Raw genomic sequence first — 19,938 nt, 5'->3', positions numbered from 1 at the left:
GCGGGCCTGCAAGTAGTTGTCTTGACAACGATTTTCATGGGTGACTCCAAGGAGGTTGGAGAGATGGCCGATTACGACGTGGTGGTCATAGGCGCGGGATGCGGCGGGGTATCCGCCGGGGCCGTGCTGGCCGGGCAGGGGCGCAAGGTGCTGGTCCTGGAACAGAGTGACCTGGTGGGTGGATGCTGTTCCACCTTCGAGCGGGAGGGCTTCCGGTTCGACCTGGGGGCCTCCATCGTGGAGGTCATCAGCCCCATCGAGGAGGCCTTCCGCCGCCTGGGGACCACCTTCCAGCAGGAGGTGGACCTCATCCCCTGCGACCCGGTGTACGCGTGCGTGCTGCGCGACGGCACGAAGGTGACCATCCCCCGCTCCCTAGAGGGCACCGAGGAGGCCCTCTCCCGCCTCTCGGAGGCTGATGGTAAGAATTACCAAAAATTCGCCGGGCGCATGGGAGGCTTCTTGGCCGAGACCCGCAAGGGCTTCTTCACCAGCCCCATGAACGGCTTCGGGGACCTGCTGCGCGTCTTCGCGCGTACCCCCGGGTTGCTCAAGTACCGGGAACTCTTCACCGGTTCCTACCAGGGCGTGCTCTCCCGCTACTTCAAGGACTCGCGGGTCCTGGAGACCATGTCCTTCCAGGCCTGGTACGTGGGACTCCCCCCGGAGCTGGCTCCCGGCGTCTTCGCCATCCTGGGATACAGCGAGCACGAGGGGGTCTGGTATCCGAGGGGAGGCATGGTCTCCATCCCCGGGGCCTTGGCGCGTTGCGGGAAGGAAAGGGGCATGGAACTACGGTTGGGCGCCGCGGCAAAAAGAGTGCTGGTAAGCGGGGGACGGGTGCGCGGGGTGGTCCTCGAGGACGGGACGGAGATCACCTGCCACGCGGTGGTCTCCGACATCAACGCCCGGACCCTCTACCTGGACCTGGTGGGCGAGGAACACCTCCCCCCGCTGGTGCGTTACGGCATCCGCAGCTACCAGCCCTCCATCTCCGCGATCATGCTCTGCCTGGGGGTGGATTACGAGCCGCCCCTCAACGCCCATCACACCATCATCACCGCTCCCTTGGAGGAGATGAACGATTACTGGTGGAACAGCTGCCTCCGGGGCCTGCTTCCGCGGGAACAGTTCGGACTGGTGTGCTGGCCCACCATGTCCGACCCCTCGCTGGCCCCGGAGGGCCACCACGTCCTCAACGTCATCCTCATGGGACCCTATCGCCTGGAGAGGACGGACTGGGATCGCGAGAAGAGGGGCTTCCTCGAGGAGGCCGTGGCCTGGCTCTCCCGGAAAGCGGTTCCCGGCCTGGAGGAACACGTCAAGGTGGCGGAGATACTCACCCCCCTGGACTACGAGCGGCGCCTGCGCAATCCCGGCGGGGCCATCTACGGGTTGCAGCAGGATCTCTCGGCGCAGATCGTCTTCCGCCCCCGCTCCAGGTCGAGGGCGGTGAAAGGCCTCTACTTGGCCGGGGCCTCCACCCATCCCGGGGGCGGTGTCCCCACCACCATCGGCTCGGGCATCATCGCCGCCGACCTGGTGGACAGGTACGAGTGAGCCTGGTGCATAGCAGGGAGGGGATGAAGGGGAACGCGCGGGAATGCGAAAATGGTGACGGGTTCACCATGTCCGGTGCCGGAAACGGTCGTATGGCCGAGGATTTTTCGGGGAGGTGAGAGACGATGGCTCGGATTCCCGTCATCGTGGAGGAAGAAAATTCCAGGAAGGGATTTCGCGGCCTGCTCAAGAGGCTGCTGCCCCTGGGCATCGCGGCCGCCCTGGTCCTGCAGTTCGCCCGACTGGACGAGTCCCGGAAGAGGTTCATCCTGCACCTGGTGAAGCAGGTCCCCTATCTCCCGGGGCGATATTTCGCTTGAGGATTCCCTTCGCCGAACGCTCGAGAAGGTAGCTCCTCGTCGTGTGAGAGGCAAGACGGTACCTGGAGCGGAAGGGAAAACTTCCCTGGGTGGAAGGAGCTATTAGCCGCTGCAGGGATTATTAAAAAGGTGCCGCCGGTGTTTCAGCCCGCCCGAGCGGTTCTGACCGTGAAGCGGAAGCAAGAACCTCCGCCCTCCCTCGGCTCGTACCATATCCTCCCGCCATGGGCCTCCACCATGCGGCGGGCTATGTACAGCCCCAGCCCCAGCCCGTGGGTGGGCCGCTTCCGGGGCCCGTCCGCCTGGTAGAAGCGCTCGAAGACCTTCTCCCACTCCCCTTCAGCGATTCCCGGGCCTCGATCCAGGACGGAGAAGACCACTTCTCCTTCCTCGCCCGGGCCAATCTCCACCTCCACCGGGGAACCCGGCGGCGAGTACTTGACCGCGTTTTCCAGGAGTATGACCAGCACCTGGCCCAGTTTCTCTAAGTCGGCGCGGACGGAGGGAAGGCCGGCCGGGGCACACAGCGTGAAAGGGTTCTCCGGCCACCTGGCGCGCGCCTCCTCCAGGAGGTCCGCGGCCAGGCGGGCGGGGTCCACCTCTTCCATCTCCAGGGAGATCCTCCCCCGTTCCAGGCGGGCGGCATCCAGGAGCTGGTAGATCATCCTCTCCATCTTGTCCACCCCGCTCTCGATGTCCCCGAGCATGGACCGCACCGCCTTGTGGTCCATGCGCTCCAGGTACTTCCTGAGGGTAGAGGTATATCCCTTGATGATGGTCATGGGGTGGCGCAGCTCATGGGAGGCGATATCCATGAAGTCGCGCAGCTCCTCCCGGTGGGCGAGGCGCGCCTCCTCCCCGGCCACCGCCCTGGCTACCATGCCCAGGAGGTAGGCCTCCTCGGGTTCGAAGGGTCCGGGCCGGTCCCGGAAGGCGCCCAGGCATCCCACCACCCGTCCCTCCACCCGCACCGGGTAGCCCAGGAAGGAGCGGAGTCCCTTGGCCCCCTCGGGCAGCCCCAACCTGAAATAATCGGCTGGTTCCAGGTCCTCGTAGCACACCGGGGTCTCCCGCTGTTCCCGCACCACCCGGTAGCAGACCATTTCCTCGGGGGCCTCCACCTCGCGGAAGGATCCGCCGCCCGCCCTCGGTACATCGCTCGGACCTCCCTGCCCGCCGTCATCCTTGCTTGCCGACCCCTTCCAGGTGGGGTCGGCGGAAACATAGACCTGGTAGCGGCCGCGATCCACACGTCCGTAGACCACCAGGGCGGGTTCCAGGATCTCCCTAGCCGCGTCCACCAGAGTTACTATGTTTAAAAGCGATTCGGGGCCCAGTTCCAGGAAGCAGCGGTTCAGGCGCTCCAGGCGTTCCTGCATCTTCTTGCGCTCCGAGATGTCCCGGGTGACGAAGATGGCCCCCAGCAGGTTCCCCTCCTCGTCGAAGAGGGGGTTGCCCACCGATTCCACCCACAGGTAGCCGCCGTCGGCGCGTCGGGCCCTGAACTCCACCCTCCCGGGGGCCAGCTTTTTCTCGGAATCCCGGTAGGCGGCGGTGACCCGCGGGAGATCCTCGGGGTGCACCAGCTCGAAAACGTGGGTGCCGATAAGCTCTTCCGGCTTGTAACCCAGCACCTTCTGGTTGGAGGGGCTCAGGTAGACGAAGCGACCCTCCACGTCCACCTGGCTGATGAGGTCCAGCATGTTGTCGGTGAGGCGGCGCAGGAAGCGTTCCCTCTCCTCCAGCTGGCGCTGCATGTTCACCCGCTCGGTGATGTCCTCCACGATGCCCACCCCGCCGATGATGCGCCCCTCCCGGTCCCGGAGGGGGGCGGTGCGCAGCGAGGCCCATATCCTTCCCGTTCCGGTGGTGGACTCGTAGCGACCGATGAAGGTCCCCTCCCGTCCCTCCAGGGCCTCGGCGATGGCCGGCACCGGGCCCTGGTCCCTGAGCTGATGCATGTCCAGGCCGATGATCCTCTCCCGGGAGCTTCCCATCATTTCCACGAAGCGCCGGTTACAGTCGGTTATCACCATGTCGCAGTCATAATAGAAGACGCCGATGGGGGTGTGCTCGAAGACCAGGCGGTAGCGCTCCTCCGACTCCCGCAGCCTCTTCAGGAGCTCCTCCCGTGAGTCCCCTGGGTGACCCTTTTTCCCGGCGTTTTCCTCGTCCGCCATACTCGCCCCGTACCTCCTCTTTCCGCCTCCGGCGGCCGGCGGAGATCAATTCCCGGCTTCCAACCATACCTTATATCGGTCGTGTGGGTTTGTTCAAATAAGGTATCCGGAGAAAATCCTACCGGTCACCATACCGGCCCGGGAGGTTCCCGGACATGCGGCCAGCCCGGGAAATCGGCCCCGGGCGAAATGACGGGGAGTCCAGAGCACAGGCGTTATGGCCCCGGGGCACGGAAGGCGCAGGCCGCTGGTTAGGGGAAAGCGGGAGCATCGGCCCATCCCCGGCGGTGAAAAGTGCCCGTGGTGCGCGGCGATGACGTTGCCGCCGTTGGGCTGCGGATACGTCGAAAGCCTGCCCCGGCGGAGCAAAAGCGCCCGTCTTGCCGCCCTGGAAGTCTTTCGAGGTTGCTTGCGGGAGGGGTAGAAGGGCTTTGCCGGGAATTTCCAGGCCACCGTGCCCCGGAAACTCGGAGCGTCCGAATGATACAAGCGGGTATCCGGTCATGGAGGCCATGATGCTATGATTCAAATATGGCCCGGCCCCGCGGAAACGGTCGGGGCCCGTGCGCTTGACGTCCGCGAGAGCCGCGCCCTTTCGGGGGGCCGGCCCGGAGAGGGCGACGGGTGACATGCAGGGGAAGGCAAGAGAAGCGGCGATGGGCGTGGAGGCCGGAAGCGGAGCCGGAAGCCCCCTTCAAGGGCGTGAGCCTGAGGTTCTTTTCGGGATAGCGGTTTCAAGCTACCGGGGAGGTTCCGGATCTTGGTGAGTGAGCGGAAGAACGATCCGCCGGGCTACCGGGCCGGGGATGGCGAGGACACGGCCGGCCTGGAAAGCCATGTCGCCCGGCTGGAGGAGGCCCTGGTCCGGGAGAGGGAGCAGAACCGGGCCCTGGCCGAGTTGGCCCGCACCCTCCTGGTATCCAGTGACCTGGATGAGATTTCCTGGAAGGTCCTGGAATACGCCAAGAGGCTCACCGGAAGTCCCTTCGGTTACGTGGGATACATCGACCAGGAGACCGGCCACCTTGTATGCCCCACCATGACCCGGGATGTCTGGGAGCAATGCCGCATGCGGGAAAAGGACTACATCTTCCGGGAGTTCAAGGGCCTGTGGGGATGGGTGCTCAAGAACCGCAGGCCGATCCTGACCAACTCCCCTTCCCGGGACCCCCGTTCCACCGGGGTGCCCGAGGGCCACATACCCATCCGGCGCTTCCTATCCGTGCCCGCCCTCATGGGCGGCATGCTGGTGGGCCAGATCGCCCTGGCCAACTCCGTCCGGGATTACGTCTCCTTCGACCTGGAGGCGATCTCGCGCCTGGCCGACCTTTACGCGGTGGCAGTCATGCGCATGTGGTCGGAGAGGGAGCTGGACCGGTACCGTAACCAGCTGGAGGAGGTGGTGCGGAAGCGGACCCGGGACCTGGAATCGGCGGTGCAGAAGCTGGAGAAAGAGATCCGGGAGCGCAGGCGCAGGGAGGAGGAACTGCGGGAGGCTGCCGCGAAACTGCGCACCCTCTCCGCCCACCTCCAGTCGGTGAGGGAGGAGGAGAAACGGCGCATAGCCCGGGAGGTCCACGACACCCTGGGCCAGGCTCTGACCGGGATGAAAATAGAGATCTCTCTCCTTTCCAGGAAGCTGGCCCCGGATGGGGCGGCGGTGGAAAAGCTGGCCGAGCTCACGGAGATGGTGGACGAGACCATAGGGGCGGTGCGCCAGATCGCCACCGAGCTGCGCCCCAGCGTTCTGGACGACCTGGGGCTCCCGGCCGCCCTGGAGTGGCTGGCGAAGAGGTTCGAGGAGATGAACGGGGTGGAATGCCTGCTCCGGTTGGAACCGGGAGCCGAGGCCCCGGACCGGGACACCGCGGTGGCCCTCTTCCGCATCGCCCAGGAAGCGATGACCAACGTGGTCCGGCACGCCGGGGCCGGCAGGGTGGAAATCGGCCTCCTCCGGGAGGGAGGGGAACTGGTGATGCGCGTCGAGGACGACGGAAAAGGGTTTGAGGAAGAGGAGGTAGAATCGCCCCATGCCCTGGGCATCCTGGGCATGAGGGAGAGGGCTTACGCCCTGGGCGGCGCCCTCAAGATAGACCGGCGGGTGGGCGGAGGAACGGTCGTGGAGGTCAGGATCCCCTGCGGATGAACGGGACGGGACCGCGGGTCGGTTGAATACGCGGTTTCCGGGTGATGGGGAGCGGTCCGCGGAGAAAAGGGAAGGCATGAAGATGAGGGTCCTGGTGGTGGACGATCACCCGGTGGTGCGCAAGGGCATCATCCATATTCTGGAAGAAGACCCCGGGGTGGAAACTTGCGCGGAGGTTGGCTCGGCGGCGGAACTCATGCGCCGCGTGTCCGAGGAGAGGTGGGACGTGGTGATCCTGGACATCAACCTCCCGGACCGCAACGGGTTGGAGGTCCTGAGAGACCTGAAGGCGGCCTTTCCCCGCCTCCCGGTACTGGTGCTCTCCGTTTATCCCGAAGACCAGTACGCGGTCATGGCCTTGAAGGCCGGAGCTGCCGGCTACCTGCCCAAGGACGGGGTGGCCGAGGAGCTGGTGGCCGCCCTGCACAAGGTGGCCTCCGGGGGCCGTTTCATAACCACCAGGCTGGCGGAGAGGCTGGCCGAAAACCTGGTGTCCCCCGTGGAGGAACATCCGCACCAGCGGCTCTCGGAGCGGGAGTTCCAGGTCCTGCTCGGGCTGGCCTCCGGAAAGCGCCTCAAGGACATCGCCCAGGAGATGAACATCAGCGTGAAGACAGCGAGCACTTACCGTGCCCGCGTGCTCGAGAAGATGGGGATGGAGAACAACGCTCAACTCACCCGCTACGCCCTGCGCAACGGCCTCCTTCCCTGAGGCAGCTGCCTTCTCCCTTCGCATCTCCCGTGCCTCGACGTCTATCCTCCACTGATAAGAAAATTTCTACTGGGAAGAACAGACTGCCCACCGATAACGTCATTGAATCGATGCCCGCCCTCCACTGGTAAGAAAATTCCTACACTCGAACCGGACACATTCCTCTACCGCACCTGCCCTCCTCCCGCATACGGTAAAGCGTGAAGGGCGGCGATCCGCTTTCCGGGTGGGGCCGAAGGACAGGAAAAGACCATGGAGGGTCGAGACCGGAAGACCCCTTCGGGGCGGAGGTTGCTGGGAGATAGAACGGGAGGGGAGCATGGTGGTTCGGCGTCCGGGTGGCGGCGCAGCGGACTGGGAAAGATGGTGAGGAATTGAGAATGGAGGGTGCTTCCGGAGGGGGATGCGGTGGGAGGACGAGGATACTGGTGGCCGACGATCACCGGGTCATCCGCGCCGGGTTGAGAAGGATCATGGAAGGCGAGGAGGATCTGGATTTATGTGGAGAGGCGGAGAACGCCGAGGAGCTGCTCCGGCGGGTGCGAGGAGAGAAGTGGGATCTTCTCATCCTGGACATAAGCCTTCCCGACCGCAGCGGGCTGGAGGTCCTGGAGGAGGTAAGGGAAATGCAGCCGGAGATGAGGGTGCTGGTCCTCTCCATGCACGAGGACCCCCTCTACGTGAGGAGGGCCTTTTCCCTGGGAGCCTCAGGCTATGTGAGCAAGGACTGCACCCCGGAAGAGGTGGTGGAGGCGGTGCGGGAGGTGGCGCGCGGGGGACGCTACCTGGGGCGTTTCCTGGCCCGGAGGCTGGGGCTGAAGCTGGAGGATTTCGCCTCGGAAGGCGGGAGCTGAGGCCCACGCATCGTTGCGCCGGCTTCAGCTGCCGGGGAAAAAGGAATGATTGTGCCGCATTGTGCCGCGGTCACGGCGGCGGTTTAGGGTAGATGAGCGAGGAGGTCGCATGAAGGACGGGACGGGGGCTGTCAAGAGCAAGGCTTCGCCGGAGGAGAGGAAGGCGCGGCGCCGGAGGGAGGCCGAGCTCCTAGAGCGCATCCGGCGGGGGGACGATCCCCGGGCCAAGGAGGAGTTCCTGGAGGGGTACCGGGACCTGCTGCACCGTTTCGCCCACAAGTACCATTCCGACCGCCTCCCCTACGAGGACGCCTTCCAGCTGGCGGCGCTGGGGATGTGGAAGGCCATCCAGCGCTTCGACCCCTCGCGGGGCATATCCTTTATCACCTTCGCTTATCCCACCATAGAAGGGGAGCTCAAGAAGCATTACCGGGACCACCTGGATCTGATACGGATGCCCCGCCCCCTGCGCGACCTCCGGCACCGGGTGGAAGCGGAATGGAGGTCCCTGGAGCAGGAGGGCAGGCGCCCCGACGTGGCCATGCTGGCCGAGAGGTTGGGCGTCTCCGAGGAAGAGGTGATCGAGGTACTGGCGGCGGAACGTTCCGGAAACGTCTATTCCCTGGATTACGTGTGCGGCGAGGAGGAGGGCGATACCCTCGGCTCCCTGGTGGGGGAACACGACCCCGCCTTCGAGGAGGTGGAAAAATGGGTGACGCTCGAGGAGGGCCTTTCCAGGCTTCCCCACCGCCACCGCCAGGTACTGGAAATGCGCCTGCGGAGGGGGATGACCCAGACCCGTATCGCCCACGAGCTCAAGATATCCCAGATGCACGTCTCGCGCCTCATCCGCGAGGCGGTGGAGATGCTGGCCGGAGCCTGCCGCGCGGAGACCGACATCGCCTGAGGTCGGGGTGTCTAACCACAATGGGAGACCGGACAGATGGTTTCGCTCGTGGGGCATGTTCTGGTACGGTGGCCAACAACCACGCCCTCATCCTGGGGGCGCGACGGGTTGATCGGGGATCGGTAACTCGAGGAAGGGGACCGGTTTTTAGTAAAGTGACGGTGATCTTTAGTAAAGTGACGGTGATCAAGTGTACGCCCGCCTCATTGAGTCGATCTTCGGTCATCTTGGGGAGAGCCGGTGGCCGGCGGCGGGGCCTGCACCCCTTTCTCCTTCCCAGGGCGATATCTGGATATTCCCGGAGCGATATCTGGATATGATGATCAACACCCCGGAACACGTCGTGAGTGGAAGAACTTGCCATATGACAATCGTGACCTCATGGGATCCGATCTTCTTTCCTCGTGTGGATTCCATGGACACGGCCTTCTCCCGATTGAGCGCCGGGCGCGGGGGGTAAATATTAGGTGGACCTTCGGTTGGCGCGCGAAAGGCGCCTGGGCCGCGGGGGGCTTCGTGTCCAGACGGTCCCGGGGGTGACCGCATGGCGCGCCGGTTCCTGCGAGGCGACGATCGGCGAGAAAGGGGGGAGCGGAGATGTCCCTGGTGGAGGAGACGGCTTACCTGGACGCCACCGCCCAGGCGGAGCTGGTACGCAAGGGAGAGGTGAGCCCGGCTGAGCTGGTGGAGGCGGCCATCCGTCGCGTGGAACGGTTGAACCCCGAGCTCAACGCGGTGGTCACGCCCATGTTCGAGCGCGCCCTCGAGGAGGCGAAGGGAAAACTCCCGGAGGGACCCTTCACCGGGGTGCCTTTCCTCCTCAAGGACCTGCTGGCCGCTTACCGGGGAGTGCGCATGACCTTCGGCTCGGCCTTCTTCGAGGATTACGTCCCCGATTTCGACAGCGAGCTGGTGGCCAGGCTGAAGAGGGCCGGCCTGGTGATAATTGGCAAGACGAACACGCCGGAGTTCGGTATCCTCCCCACCACCGAGCCCCACCTCTTCGGCCCAACGCGCAACCCCTGGGACACGGGAAGGAGCACCGGGGGCTCCAGCGGCGGCTCGGCGGCGGCGGTGGCTGCGGGCATGGTGCCCGCCGCCCACGCCAACGATGGTGGAGGCTCCATCCGCATCCCCGCCTCCTGCTGCGGGCTCTTCGGCCTCAAGCCCACCCGGGCCCGCAACCCCCTGGGCCCGGCGGTGGGGGACATCATCAGCGGGCTAGTGGTGGAGCACGCTGTAACCCGCTCCGTGCGGGACAGCGCCACCCTCCTGGATGTCACCGCGGGGCCGGATGTCGGCGACCCCTACTGGGCTCCCCCTCCCTCCCGCCCCTTCCTCGAGGAGGTGGGAGCCGACCCGGGACGGCTGCGCATCGCCTATACCACCGGGGAGGGGGAGGCCCAGGTGCACCCGGACTGCATGAAGGCAGTGGAGGAGGCGGCGCGCCTGTGCGCGGAGCTGGGACACGAGGTGGAGGAGAAGGGGCTCGGCCTTGACGTAGAGGCCATCACCCCCCACTTCATGACCCTGTGGGGAGCGGCCCAGGCCTGGATGGCCGACGGCATGGCCGACGCGGTGGGTAAGACCCCCGCGCCGGAGATGTTCGAGCCCCTCACCTGGGCGCTCATTGAGATGGGGCGGGGATTCAGCGCCGCCCAGTACCTTATCGCCGTGACCGCCCTGCAGAGGGTAGCCCGGGACTTCGCGCGCCGCTTCCAGGAATACGACCTCTGGCTCACCCCCACCGTGGCCGAGCCCCCGCCGCCGTTGGGGACCTTCGACTCGCCTCCGGACAACCCTCTTTACGGCGTCGTCAGGGCAGCGGCTTTCGTGCCCTTTACCCCCATCTGCAACATAACCGGGCAGCCGGCCATGAACGTGCCCCTGTACTGGAACGGGGAAGGGCTTCCGGTGGGGGTGCACTTCATGGCTCGCTTCGGGGAGGAGGCCGTCCTCTTCCGCCTGGCCGCTCAGCTGGAGGAGGCGCGGCCATGGGCCAGCAGGCGCCCCCCGGTCAGCGCGGGCTGACCTTGAACCTGGAGACCATGTCCTGGAGGCGGTGGGCTATTTCCGCCAGCTTCTCCGCCGTGCCGGTGAGCTCCGCGGTCACTTGGGTCTGCTGCTCCGAGGAGTTCCCTATCTCCTCGTAGGCCTGGGCCGTGCTCTCCACCTGCTGGTGCATGGCCTCCAGGGAAGCGGCCAGTTTCTCGCTCTGCTCGAGCTCCTCGGCGGAGGCCCGGGCGATGGATTCCGCCATGCGGGCCATCTGCCCCACCACCTCGGAGATGGAAGCCAGGGACTGGTCGGTGAGACTGACCGTCTCCATGCCCACGTGCATGCCCATGGTCCCTTTCTCCATGAGGCTGATGGTCCTTTCCACGTCCTTCTGGATAGCCCTCACCTGGTCGCTGATGCGGTGAGCGGAGGCCGCCGCCTCCTGCGCCAGCTTCTTCACCTCGTCGGCCACCACCGCGAAACCCCTGCCGTGTTCCGGGACCCGGGCGGCCTCGATGGCCGCGTTGAGGGCCAGCAGGTTGGTCTGGTCGGCGATGCGGGTGATGACCTCCACAATGGTGTCTATCTTCTTGGAGCTCTCGCCCAGGGAGAGTACGGCCTGCATGGAGGTGTCCAGGAGATCCTTGAAATCGGCTATCTTTTGCACCGCCTCCCTGGCGCATTTCCTGCCCTCCAGGACCAGCCTCTCCGCGTCGCGGCCGATCTCCACGGTGCGGCTGGCCTGGGAATGGGCCATGGAGATGGTCTCCGCCACGCCGAGCATGATCTCCTCCAGGTTGCGTATCTGCCGCACCTCGTCCTCGATCTGGCCGGAGAGGTCCTGCACCAGGGCGTTCAGCTCCTCGATGGCGGCCATGAACTCCTCGGAGACGGCCACGATGCTCTCCGCTCCCTCGCTCACCTCGCCGGAAGTCTCCCTCAGCCCGAGGCTGATGGTGCGTAGCGATTCGAGCATCTCCGCGTAGGAGGAGGAAAGTTCTCCCAGGTCGTCGAGGGAGTCCACCGGCACCACCACGTCCAGGTCCCCAGAGGCCACCACCCGGCAGCAGCCCACCAGCCTGCGCATGGGGTCGGAGATGTTACGTGATATGACCAGGGTGAGGAAGGCGGCCACCCCGGCACTCACCAGCAAGAGGAGCAGCATGGTGGGGGTGAGCCTCCACAGGGCATGGAAGGAGGGATCCACGCGCTCGGCGCGGAAGACTGTCCATCCGGGAAGGCCCTCGAGGGGAGAGGAGGCGACCAGGTACTCCCGGTTCTCTTTCGTGCGCAGCGCGCTGGAGGGGCCGTCGCCCGGCGCCGCACAGGCGCTTACCAGTTCCTGCCAGACGGAGTCCTCGATTAACTCCGAACGGTATTCGAAGAACGGTTCCCCGCGCCCGTTAAGCACCGCCACTCGCACCCCCGGGCCCGGGGAGAGTTCCTCCATTGCCCTCTCCAGGCCGGCTCTATCCCCTGCCCGGACATGCGGGGCCAGCTCCCCGGCCAGCAGGCGGATGACGTCCCCGCTCCTTGCCTTCACCTCATTCCTTAGCAGGTCGCTGGCCAGGTAGGCGGAGGCTATCCAGGCTATGCCCAGGGTGAGGGACATGATGACCAGGGAAAGGGCGAGGATCTTACCCCCTAACCCGGGGGCGGTATGGTAACCGAAGCCCCGGCAGGCCCGGAGGAAGGTTCCCATTACCGGGCGCATCTCGCGATGGGAGAGGAACACGGTAACCAGGAAATCCACCAGGGCCAGCAGGAAGCCAAGGGCGATGTAGGATACGGTGAGGTAGGGCGTGAAGTCGGCGTAGCGGCCGAAGAGGGCTACGCTCAAGGTCAAACTGAGGAAGATACCCACGGCCACGACGAGCCCGTGGCGAAAGCCCGAGCCGTGGAGGATTTTCTGCAGTCGTACCGCCAGGCGACGGTCCTCCAGGTCGGAAGGGTCCCGCGGCCGGTCGTACCAAGAGAGGAGCCTCTCGAGTATAGAGCGCTGCATCCCCAGGTAGGCCAGGGCAAGGATAACGGCCAGGGGAAGGACCACCGCCACCACGGCCAGCAGGTAGACGAGGTACTGGCGGGCGGTGAACCTGAAGATGGTCAGGGAGAAGAGGGCCAGCACCAGGAGGGGGATGGTGACCGCCGACAGGGTGGCCTTGGCCAGCAGGCGCCGGGAGGCGGACTCGAAGCCCGCCCGAAGCCGCTCTCTTTCCGTGGACCGTTCCTCGCCGTTCAGCACGTCTCCCCTTACCGTTCTTCGATCCGTTCCCCACCCGTGGGGCTTGGCCTGACGCCCGGGACCGTGAGCTTCCTTCCGGGCTCCCCTTGCATTAATCGACATCCCCACTCACCGCCTTGATCGGAGATGGCATAATAGAGGTAGCCGCGGCGTGGAGTGGAGATCGGCCACTTCCTCCCCAACTACGAGATCAGCCGGTACTACGGGGGATACCTGGTGGTCCAGGCAGCCATTGTGGGAGGCACCGACCGGGAGGGGCGGGACGCGGTCAACGACCTCACCTACCTCTTCCTCGAGGTCATGGAGGAAGCCGGCTTGCAGGACCCCAATTACCAGTTTATAGAATGAAAGGTGACTTGCGCCGAGCGGTTTGCCTCCTAGTTCCGAGGACTTCGCAGGGAGGCTGAATTCTTTCGACCCTCATATCCTTTTATTAACCCTTTTATTAACCGGCATCCGCCGCACGGGCCGTGAAATAAAAGGAGGCGCCTTCCCCAGGCGTGGATTCCACCCACACCCTGCCGCCCCAACCCTCCACGGCCCGCTTCACGGTGGCCAGCCCGATGCCCAGGCCGCCGGCCTCCCCGGTCCCGCGCCGGAAGGGCAGAAAGATGTCTTGAGCCATGGACGGATCCACGCCGCAGCCGTTGTCGCTCACGAAGAGGGTGACCATATCTCCTTCCCGCCTTCCGCCTATGCGGACGTGGGGGTTATCGCATCCTGAGGTGTACTTGATGGCGTTGTCCAGGAGGTTGAAGAAGACCTGCCGCAGCTTGAGCGGGTCGGCCTGGATGTTGGGGAGGTTCCCCTCCACCTCCAGCGCTATTCCGCGGGAGTCCAGCTCCGCACCGCGTTCCTCTGCCACCTCGGCTATGACCGTCGCCGGGTCCACCTTGGTGAGCTTTCCCTCGGGGCTCCCCGCCTGGGCGTAGGCCAGGAGAGAGGCGGTCATCTCCTCCAGCCTCCGGGCCGCTTTGGTAATGTTATCCAGGAATGCCTCCCGCTCCTCCTCGGTGGTATCGGCATATCTCAAAAGCTCGGCATAACCGGAGATGAGGGAAAGGGGGACCCGCAGATCGTGGGCCACGGTGGCGGCGAAGGCGTCCAGCTCCCGGACGCTGGCCCGCAGCTTCTCCTCCATGGCCACCCTCTCCGTGATGTCACGGGAGTTGATGATGATTCCCCCCACCACCGGATCTTGCAGGAGGTTGGTGACTATGGCCTCGTGGTGGTGGTAGCTGCCGTCGGCGTGGCGGAAGCGGGAATTGATGTACAGAGGTACGCCGGGATTCTCGAGAACCTTGTTCATGTCCGCCCGCGCCTTTTCCAGGTCCTCGGGATGGATGAATTCCAGAATCGTCCGTCCGTAGATGCTCCGGTCGTAGCCGGTGGTGAGGGCGGTGGAGCGGCTTCCCCAGCGGAAGCGGAACTCCCCGTCCAGGATGCTGATCATGTCCGCCGCGTTGTGGAGGAGGGCGCGGTAATACCTCTCCCTCTGGTACAGGGTTTCTTCCGCTTTCTTGAGCTCGGTGACGTCGGAGTAGATGGCCAGGGCGCTGATGAAATTGCCGCGCTCATCGAAGCGGGGGGAGGCGGTGACCCGTATGATGCGCCTCTTCCCGTCGCCCCTGCGTATGGCCACGTCGTAGGTGCTGCTCTCACCCCGCTTCCTTTTCTCGGTCTCCAGCCGGATCACGCGGAAGGAATCCTCGTCCATGAACTCGCTTAGGTTGCGGCCCACCAGGCTTCCCGGCGGCACGCCGAAGATGCGGTGGGCGGCAGGGTTGGCGAAAAGGAAGTTCTCCTCGGGGTCTACCTCGCTTATCCCCAGGGCCTGGTTCTCTATGATGGCCCGGTAGCGTTCCTCGTCCTCGTCCCGCTTGCCCATGACCGGAGCCCCCTTCCTGCCGGCGGCGGCCAAGCCCCGGGCACCTCGCCGGGCCCGCGTCCCGGCCGTCGTTCCCCTCCACCGGAAGCCGTGGACATTATACATCCGTTCGAACGTCGTTCGTCATCACGGTATATTTTCGGCGGCATCGGCGCGGATGGTTAGGGTCGAGGGCGCTACGCGACTTGCTCTCCTTCCCACCGCGGGTCTATAATTACCCTCGCCTTTGCGGTTTGACACCCGATACAGGCGCTCTCCGAGTCCAGTCGCCTAAGGCCCGGAGGCTATGGGGCTGGACCGATAGGGTGCCGGGGGAAACGCCGGTGCCTCCCGTGCTTGGAAAGGAGAGGGAAATGAGTGGTGATGTACGCCCGTCCTCTCCGGACGGGCTTTTTTCGGAGCCTACGTCCGCATTGGACCGAAGGGAGACTGGTCCCCCAACCCTTTCCCGTCCCACTGGTGGTTCCATCTGTGCGTACCCTTACAGGATTATCGAGGATCATGAACTCCACGCTGAAATGATGTCTTCCTGCACGGACGATTCCTGCCGTGCGGCATCGGTCGGGATAGTCCAAGCCCATGGCCGCATCCCTGGAGTGGTCACTACCAGGGAGGGTGGTTCTTCCTACGCGGCTTCGGACCGGGACCGCGGGAGGGGAGATGGGAGGAAGGGCGAGATTTCTCGTACCCCTGGGAAGGGGATGGAGGCGTCCGACCCCCGGGGGCGAAATGACGAGCTTCGTGGAAAAGATAGGAAGATAATCACCATCTCCGGCTCCGGCAAGGACGTGGGAAAGAGCTCCCTGGCTGCCTTCATCGCCTCGCGCTGTCCTTCCTGCGCGGCCATGAAGGTGTCCGTGCACGAAAGGAGGCCGCCCGGAGAGGTCATCCTGGAGGAGGGGGAGGAGCCGGAACGGCCGGACACGGATACCGCCAGGTTGCGGGCGGCGGGAGCCTTCCCGGTCCTGTGGGTGAGATCCACCCCGGAGACCCTGGCCCAGGACCTCCGGGAAGCCCTCTCCCGCCTGGATGCCCCGGTGGTCATCGTGGAAGGGAACAGCGTTCTGCGCCACCTGGAGCCGGACTACGCCGTCTTCGTCATGTCCACCGGGTTCGACGACTTCAAGCCCTCGGCCTTCGAGGCCCTGGAGAAGGCGCATACCGTGGTGGTCAACGGGATGGAAGATATTCCCGGGGAGGAAGCCCTGGGGTTGGAGAGGAGGATAAAGGAGCACAATCCCCGGGCCAAGCTGGTGATGGTATCCGAGCTGGGAAGGGAAAGGGCCTGGGAAATGGTGCTCTCGAGGACCGCGGGAAAACTGGGAGGTGAGCTCATGTCTCCGGACGTGGAGGAGAGGGTCCTGCAAGCGGTGAAGGAGAAGGCGGAGGAGGGGCGCATCCCCTGCGCCGTGGCCCTGAAGCTGGCCGAGGAGCTGGGTGTGCCGCCCTTGGAGGTGGGAAAGGCGGCCAACGCCCTCAACATCAAGATAGTGAAATGCTCGCTGGGCTGTTTCTGAGGTTCTTGCCCGGTACCTTGACATTGGTGTAGAACCGAAAACCTCCGAGCTCCGTTCCTAAGGCCGTAGGGCTATGGATATGAGCCGATAGGGTGTGGGGGGAAACCTCCATGCCTCCCGTGCTTGGAAAGGAGGTGGCGAAAACGGCTTACTGCCGGTACGCCCGCCTCCGAGCGGGCTTTTTCACTCCTTCTTTTACGGAGGTACCTTCCCGGTCTCCTCCCGAGTGAGGTCCGGGAGCGCGCGAACCCGTTCACGGGCGGCAAGGAGCACGCGGAGGAACGGAAGATCGGTGAGCGGGACCGGGTCACCTCCGGGACCATGGAGGGGTCTTCCGGTCTCCCGGCGGGGAATAGCCGGATGGTTCGCTGGCTTGTTCAAGGCAGGGGAAGCAGGAGAGAGAAGTAGGAAAGCATGCGAAAGGGGAAGGAAGCAGAAGATGCGCAGGCCGAGGAAAACCTTCATGTTGGCCCTGGTCCTGGCCCTGGCGGTGACGGTATGGATCACGGGATGCGGCAACCGGGCCGCTGAAGAGGCGCCGAGAGCCGAGCTCATCCTGGCCACCACCACCAGCACCCAGGACTCTGGGTTGCTCGACGCCTGGATACCCATGTTCGAGGAGGAATACCCTTACTCCGTCAAGGTTATCGCCGTGGGAAGCGGCAAGGCCATGGAGATGGGCCGCAACGGTGAGTGCGATGTCATGCTGGTGCACAGCCCCGGGGACGAGGAAAAGATGGTGGAGGAAGGCTATGCCGTCAACCGTCGGGCGGTGATGCATAACGATTTCGTTATCGTGGGTCCCCCCGAGGACCCGGCCGGCGTGGGGTCAAGTGTGAAAGCGTCGGATGCCATGCAGAAGATCGTTAAGGCGGGAGCCAAATTCGTGTCCCGGGGAGACAATTCCGGAACCCATACCAAGGAGCTGAGCCTGTGGGAAGAGGCCGGCCTGGCTCCTTCAGGCCCCTGGTACATGGAGAGCGGGAAGGGCATGGGAGACACCTTGCGCATCGTTTCCCAGGAGAAGGCCTATACTTTGACCGACAGGGGGACCTTTCTCAAGCTGAAGAAGGACCTCGACCTGGTCGTGCTCCTGGAAGGTGACCCCCTTCTTTTCAACTATTATCATGTCATGGAGGTCAACCCGGAGAGGTGGCCGGACGTGAACCAGGCCGGGGCGCGGGCCTTCTCCGATTTCGTCACCGGGAGGAAAGCGCAGGAATTGCTGGAGACCTTCGGCGTGAAGGAGTACGGGGAACCTCTTTTCTTCCCCGACGCCCTGTAGCGGGGGAACAATGCTCGGGGGTGCGAGGTTGCGCGCGGTGACCTGGGTAGCGGCGGCCGGGACGGAGAGGTAAACGGCGCATTAAGTCCGGGAGGAAAAGATGGGAGAGATATGGCAGGGATTGGTGGAGGCCGTCAGGCTCATCGCCAGGCTGGACCCCTATGTCATGAGGATCACCCTCTTCACCCTCTACGTGTGCGCCCTGGCCACCCTGGTCGGCATGCTGCTGGGTATCCCCCTCGGGTCGGTCCTGGCCCTCTACCGTTTCCGGGGCCGCCGGCTCCTGGTCACCCTGGTCAACGCCGGAATGGGCCTCCCCCCGGTGGTGGTGGGGCTCTTCGTCTACCTCTTCCTCAAAAGAAGGGGACCACTGGGTTTCCTGGAGTGGCTGTATACCCCCAAGGCCATCATCCTGGCCGAGGTGGTGCTGGCCATGCCCCTCATCGCCGGGATAACCATGGCCGCGCTGCAGAACGCCGACCCGCGGATAAGGCTTCAGGCCAGGTCCCTGGGGGCCGGGGAGATGAGGGCCGCCCTGACCCTGCTGCGGGAGAACCGCCTTTCCCTCCTGGCCGCGGTCATCGCCGGTTTCGGGGGGGTCATCTCCGAGGTGGGGGCGGCCATGATGGTGGGGGGCAACCTGCTCCTCAACGGCCAGCCCTACACTCGCACCCTGACCACGGCCACCGTGCTGGAGGTCGGTCGCGGCGACAGCGTGCGGGCCATCGCCCTGGGGGTCATCCTCCTGGGCATCACCTTCCTACTGGTGTGGTTCATGACCCTCCTCCAGCAGGGCACGGCCTTCCACGGTCCGGGCAGGGTAGCCAGGGGCATCCTCTCCAGGCTGAGGGGGAGGGAGGTGGCATGACTCCCCTCCTGTCCCTGCGCGGCGTCGAGCGGGAGTACGACGGACGGCGCGTGCTCCAGGTGGGAGAGCTGGACATAGAGGAGGGGTCGGTCACCGCCGTGGTGGGGCCCAACGGCTCGGGGAAGAGCACCCTCCTGCGCATCATCAACCTGCTGGAAAGACCTACCAGGGGGGAGATCGTTTTCTGGGACGGGAAGCAGCTCTCCACGCTGGAGCGCGGGGAGCGGCGGAAGCTGGCGGCGCAGATGACCATGATCTTCCAGGACCCCATCCTCTTCCGTCGCACCGTGGAGGACAACCTGGCCTACGGGCTGAAGGTCAGGGGGATGCCCCGAGCGGAGAGAAAAGCACGTGTGCGGGAGATGCTGGAGCGCCTGGGCCTGGAGCACTTGGCCTCCCGGGACGTGCGCACCCTCTCCGGCGGGGAGGCCCAGAAGGTGGCCCTGGGCCGGGCCCTCATCCTCAGGCCCCGCCTGCTGCTCCTGGACGAGCCCCTCTCCAACCTGGACCTTCCCACCCGCCGGGAGATGCTGCGCCTCCTCCCCCTCCTGGTGCGGGAGGCGGGGGTCACCGCCGTCTACGTCTCCCACGACTACCACGAGGTCCTGGAGGTCGCCGACCGCCTGGCGGTGCTCATAGGCGGAACGCTCCAACAGGTGGGGAAGCCGGGGGAGGTCTTCGCCCGACCGGTTTCCGAGGAGGTGGCCTCCTTCCTGGGGGCGGAGAACCTCCTGGAAGGCGAGGTGGTGGCTGGGAAGGGAGAGATGGTGCGCATTCGGGTGGGGGAGGGGGAGCTGCTGGCCCTGGGGGATTTCCCGGTAGGCTCCCGGGTGAAGGTCCTGGTGCATCCCGAGGAGGTGGTCCTCCACGTCCCCGGGGAGGAGGCCGGTTCGGCGCGCAACCGGCTTTCCGCCCGGGTCCTGGAGGTGCGGGAGATGGGAGGGATGGTGAAGGTGCGCCTGGACTGCGGGTTCCCCCTCACCGCCCACGTGACCCGCCCTTCCCGGGAGGAGATGGGCATCGCCCCGGGGAAGGCTTTCACCGCCGCCCTGAAGGCCACCTCCCTCCATATAATGCCCTTCAGCGGGGCACGGGAGTAGTGAGCACGGGATGGGTCGGTCTTGGAGGCTGAACATAAGGACGGGCAAGAGGGGAGAAAACCTTTCCACGCCGGGGAACGAGGGACTATCTCGGATTGCCGACCAGCCTTGCCGGGCAGGGGAGAACGGGGGGCCGGTACATCGATTTTTCAACCCGAGAGACCGGTGCCTTTCTGAGTTCACGAAAGGGCGACTTGAAAGGGCGGGAAGGCATTCGGGCTTTTCGAGATTGGAAAAAGGTACCGTCGTGGCGTTCGCGTTCCGCCTTACAGGACCATCCGGACCCCCGCCCCTTCCCGAGTGGACATATTCGGCGGTTAATATACGCTTTAGGGTCCCGAAGCCCAGAGTATTACTT

15 protein-coding genes and 2 riboswitches are annotated in these 19,938 nt (G+C 65.1%); of the genes, 12 read left to right on the top strand and 3 right to left on the bottom strand.

Annotated features, from left to right (window positions below):
- The first annotated feature begins 63 nt into the window (after nt 1-63).
- Both QME84_04045 and QME84_04040 read left to right on the top strand, forming a co-directional pair.
- A complete protein-coding gene (locus QME84_04045) occupies nt 64-1,560 on the top strand; it encodes an NAD(P)/FAD-dependent oxidoreductase (protein ID MDI6873440.1) in 1,497 nt (498 codons plus the stop codon).
- A gap of 125 nt (nt 1,561-1,685) precedes the next feature.
- Complete coding sequence (locus tag QME84_04040; GenBank protein MDI6873439.1) at nt 1,686-1,880, top strand: hypothetical protein; 195 nt, start codon at nt 1,686-1,688, stop codon at nt 1,878-1,880.
- Between the two features lie 143 nt (nt 1,881-2,023).
- Here the strand turns inward: QME84_04040 and QME84_04035 are convergent, their stop codons facing one another.
- Entirely contained in the window at nt 2,024-4,060 is a 2,037-nt protein-coding gene (locus tag QME84_04035) for a PAS domain S-box protein (protein ID MDI6873438.1), read from the bottom strand.
- A 763-nt stretch (nt 4,061-4,823) separates the two neighbouring features.
- Between QME84_04035 and QME84_04030 the strand changes: the two genes are divergently transcribed.
- From QME84_04030 to QME84_04010, 5 genes are all read left to right on the top strand, one after another.
- Entirely contained in the window at nt 4,824-6,206 is a 1,383-nt protein-coding gene (locus QME84_04030; protein ID MDI6873437.1) for a GAF domain-containing sensor histidine kinase, read from the top strand.
- 76 nt (nt 6,207-6,282) lie between these two features.
- The gene (locus tag QME84_04025; GenBank protein ID MDI6873436.1) at nt 6,283-6,918 is read left to right on the top strand and encodes a response regulator transcription factor; all 636 of its coding nucleotides are present in this window, start codon (nt 6,283-6,285) and stop codon (nt 6,916-6,918) included.
- Between the two features lie 380 nt (nt 6,919-7,298).
- Complete coding sequence (locus tag QME84_04020) at nt 7,299-7,772, top strand: response regulator transcription factor (GenBank protein MDI6873435.1); 474 nt, start codon at nt 7,299-7,301, stop codon at nt 7,770-7,772.
- A 109-nt stretch (nt 7,773-7,881) separates the two neighbouring features.
- Nucleotides 7,882-8,679: a sigma-70 family RNA polymerase sigma factor gene (locus tag QME84_04015; protein ID MDI6873434.1), complete on the top strand. Its 798-nt coding sequence runs from the start codon at nt 7,882-7,884 to the stop codon at nt 8,677-8,679.
- 597 nt (nt 8,680-9,276) lie between these two features.
- Nucleotides 9,277-10,710 carry an amidase gene (locus QME84_04010; protein MDI6873433.1) on the top strand — a complete coding sequence of 478 codons (1,434 nt, stop codon included), beginning with the start codon at nt 9,277-9,279 and terminating at the stop codon, nt 10,708-10,710.
- Here QME84_04010 and QME84_04005 read toward each other — a convergent pair.
- A complete protein-coding gene (locus QME84_04005) occupies nt 10,697-12,922 on the bottom strand; it encodes a methyl-accepting chemotaxis protein (protein ID MDI6873432.1) in 2,226 nt (741 codons plus the stop codon). The two genes, QME84_04010 and QME84_04005, sit on opposite strands and share 14 nt — an antisense overlap.
- A 156-nt stretch (nt 12,923-13,078) precedes the next feature.
- Here QME84_04005 and QME84_04000 point away from each other — a divergent pair, with 156 nt between their 5' ends.
- Nucleotides 13,079-13,270: a pyruvate formate lyase family protein gene (locus QME84_04000; protein ID MDI6873431.1), complete on the top strand. Its 192-nt coding sequence runs from the start codon at nt 13,079-13,081 to the stop codon at nt 13,268-13,270.
- Nucleotides 13,271-13,367: 97 nt separating this feature from the next.
- Here QME84_04000 and QME84_03995 read toward each other — a convergent pair whose 3' ends face one another.
- Complete coding sequence (locus QME84_03995) at nt 13,368-14,810, bottom strand: PAS domain S-box protein (protein ID MDI6873430.1); 1,443 nt, start codon at nt 14,808-14,810, stop codon at nt 13,368-13,370.
- Between the two features lie 242 nt (nt 14,811-15,052).
- Nucleotides 15,053-15,174: riboswitch (molybdenum cofactor riboswitch) on the top strand.
- Between the two features lie 970 nt (nt 15,175-16,144).
- Between QME84_03995 and QME84_03990 the strand changes: the two genes are divergently transcribed.
- From QME84_03990 to QME84_03975, 4 genes are all read left to right on the top strand, one after another.
- On the top strand, nt 16,145-16,327 hold the full coding sequence (locus QME84_03990; protein ID MDI6873429.1) for a hypothetical protein: 183 nt from the start codon (nt 16,145-16,147) through the stop codon (nt 16,325-16,327).
- Between the two features lie 30 nt (nt 16,328-16,357).
- Nucleotides 16,358-16,477: riboswitch (molybdenum cofactor riboswitch) on the top strand.
- Nucleotides 16,478-16,766: 289 nt separating this feature from the next.
- Nucleotides 16,767-17,612 (top strand): substrate-binding domain-containing protein, encoded by an 846-nt coding sequence (locus QME84_03985; GenBank protein ID MDI6873428.1) that lies wholly within the window; start codon nt 16,767-16,769, stop codon nt 17,610-17,612.
- Nucleotides 17,613-17,712: 100 nt separating this feature from the next.
- Complete coding sequence (locus tag QME84_03980) at nt 17,713-18,480, top strand: ABC transporter permease (GenBank protein MDI6873427.1); 768 nt, start codon at nt 17,713-17,715, stop codon at nt 18,478-18,480.
- A complete protein-coding gene (locus QME84_03975; protein ID MDI6873426.1) occupies nt 18,477-19,580 on the top strand; it encodes an ABC transporter ATP-binding protein in 1,104 nt (367 codons plus the stop codon). Before QME84_03980 ends, QME84_03975 begins: the two co-directional genes overlap by 4 nt.
- Nucleotides 19,581-19,938: the final 358 nt, after the last annotated feature.

The sequence above is a fragment of the Actinomycetota bacterium genome, assembly GCA_030019255.1.
Classification (GTDB): Bacteria; Actinomycetota; Geothermincolia; order Geothermincolales; family RBG-13-55-18; genus Solincola_A.
This window is presented reverse-complemented; position numbering and strand designations above follow the sequence as displayed.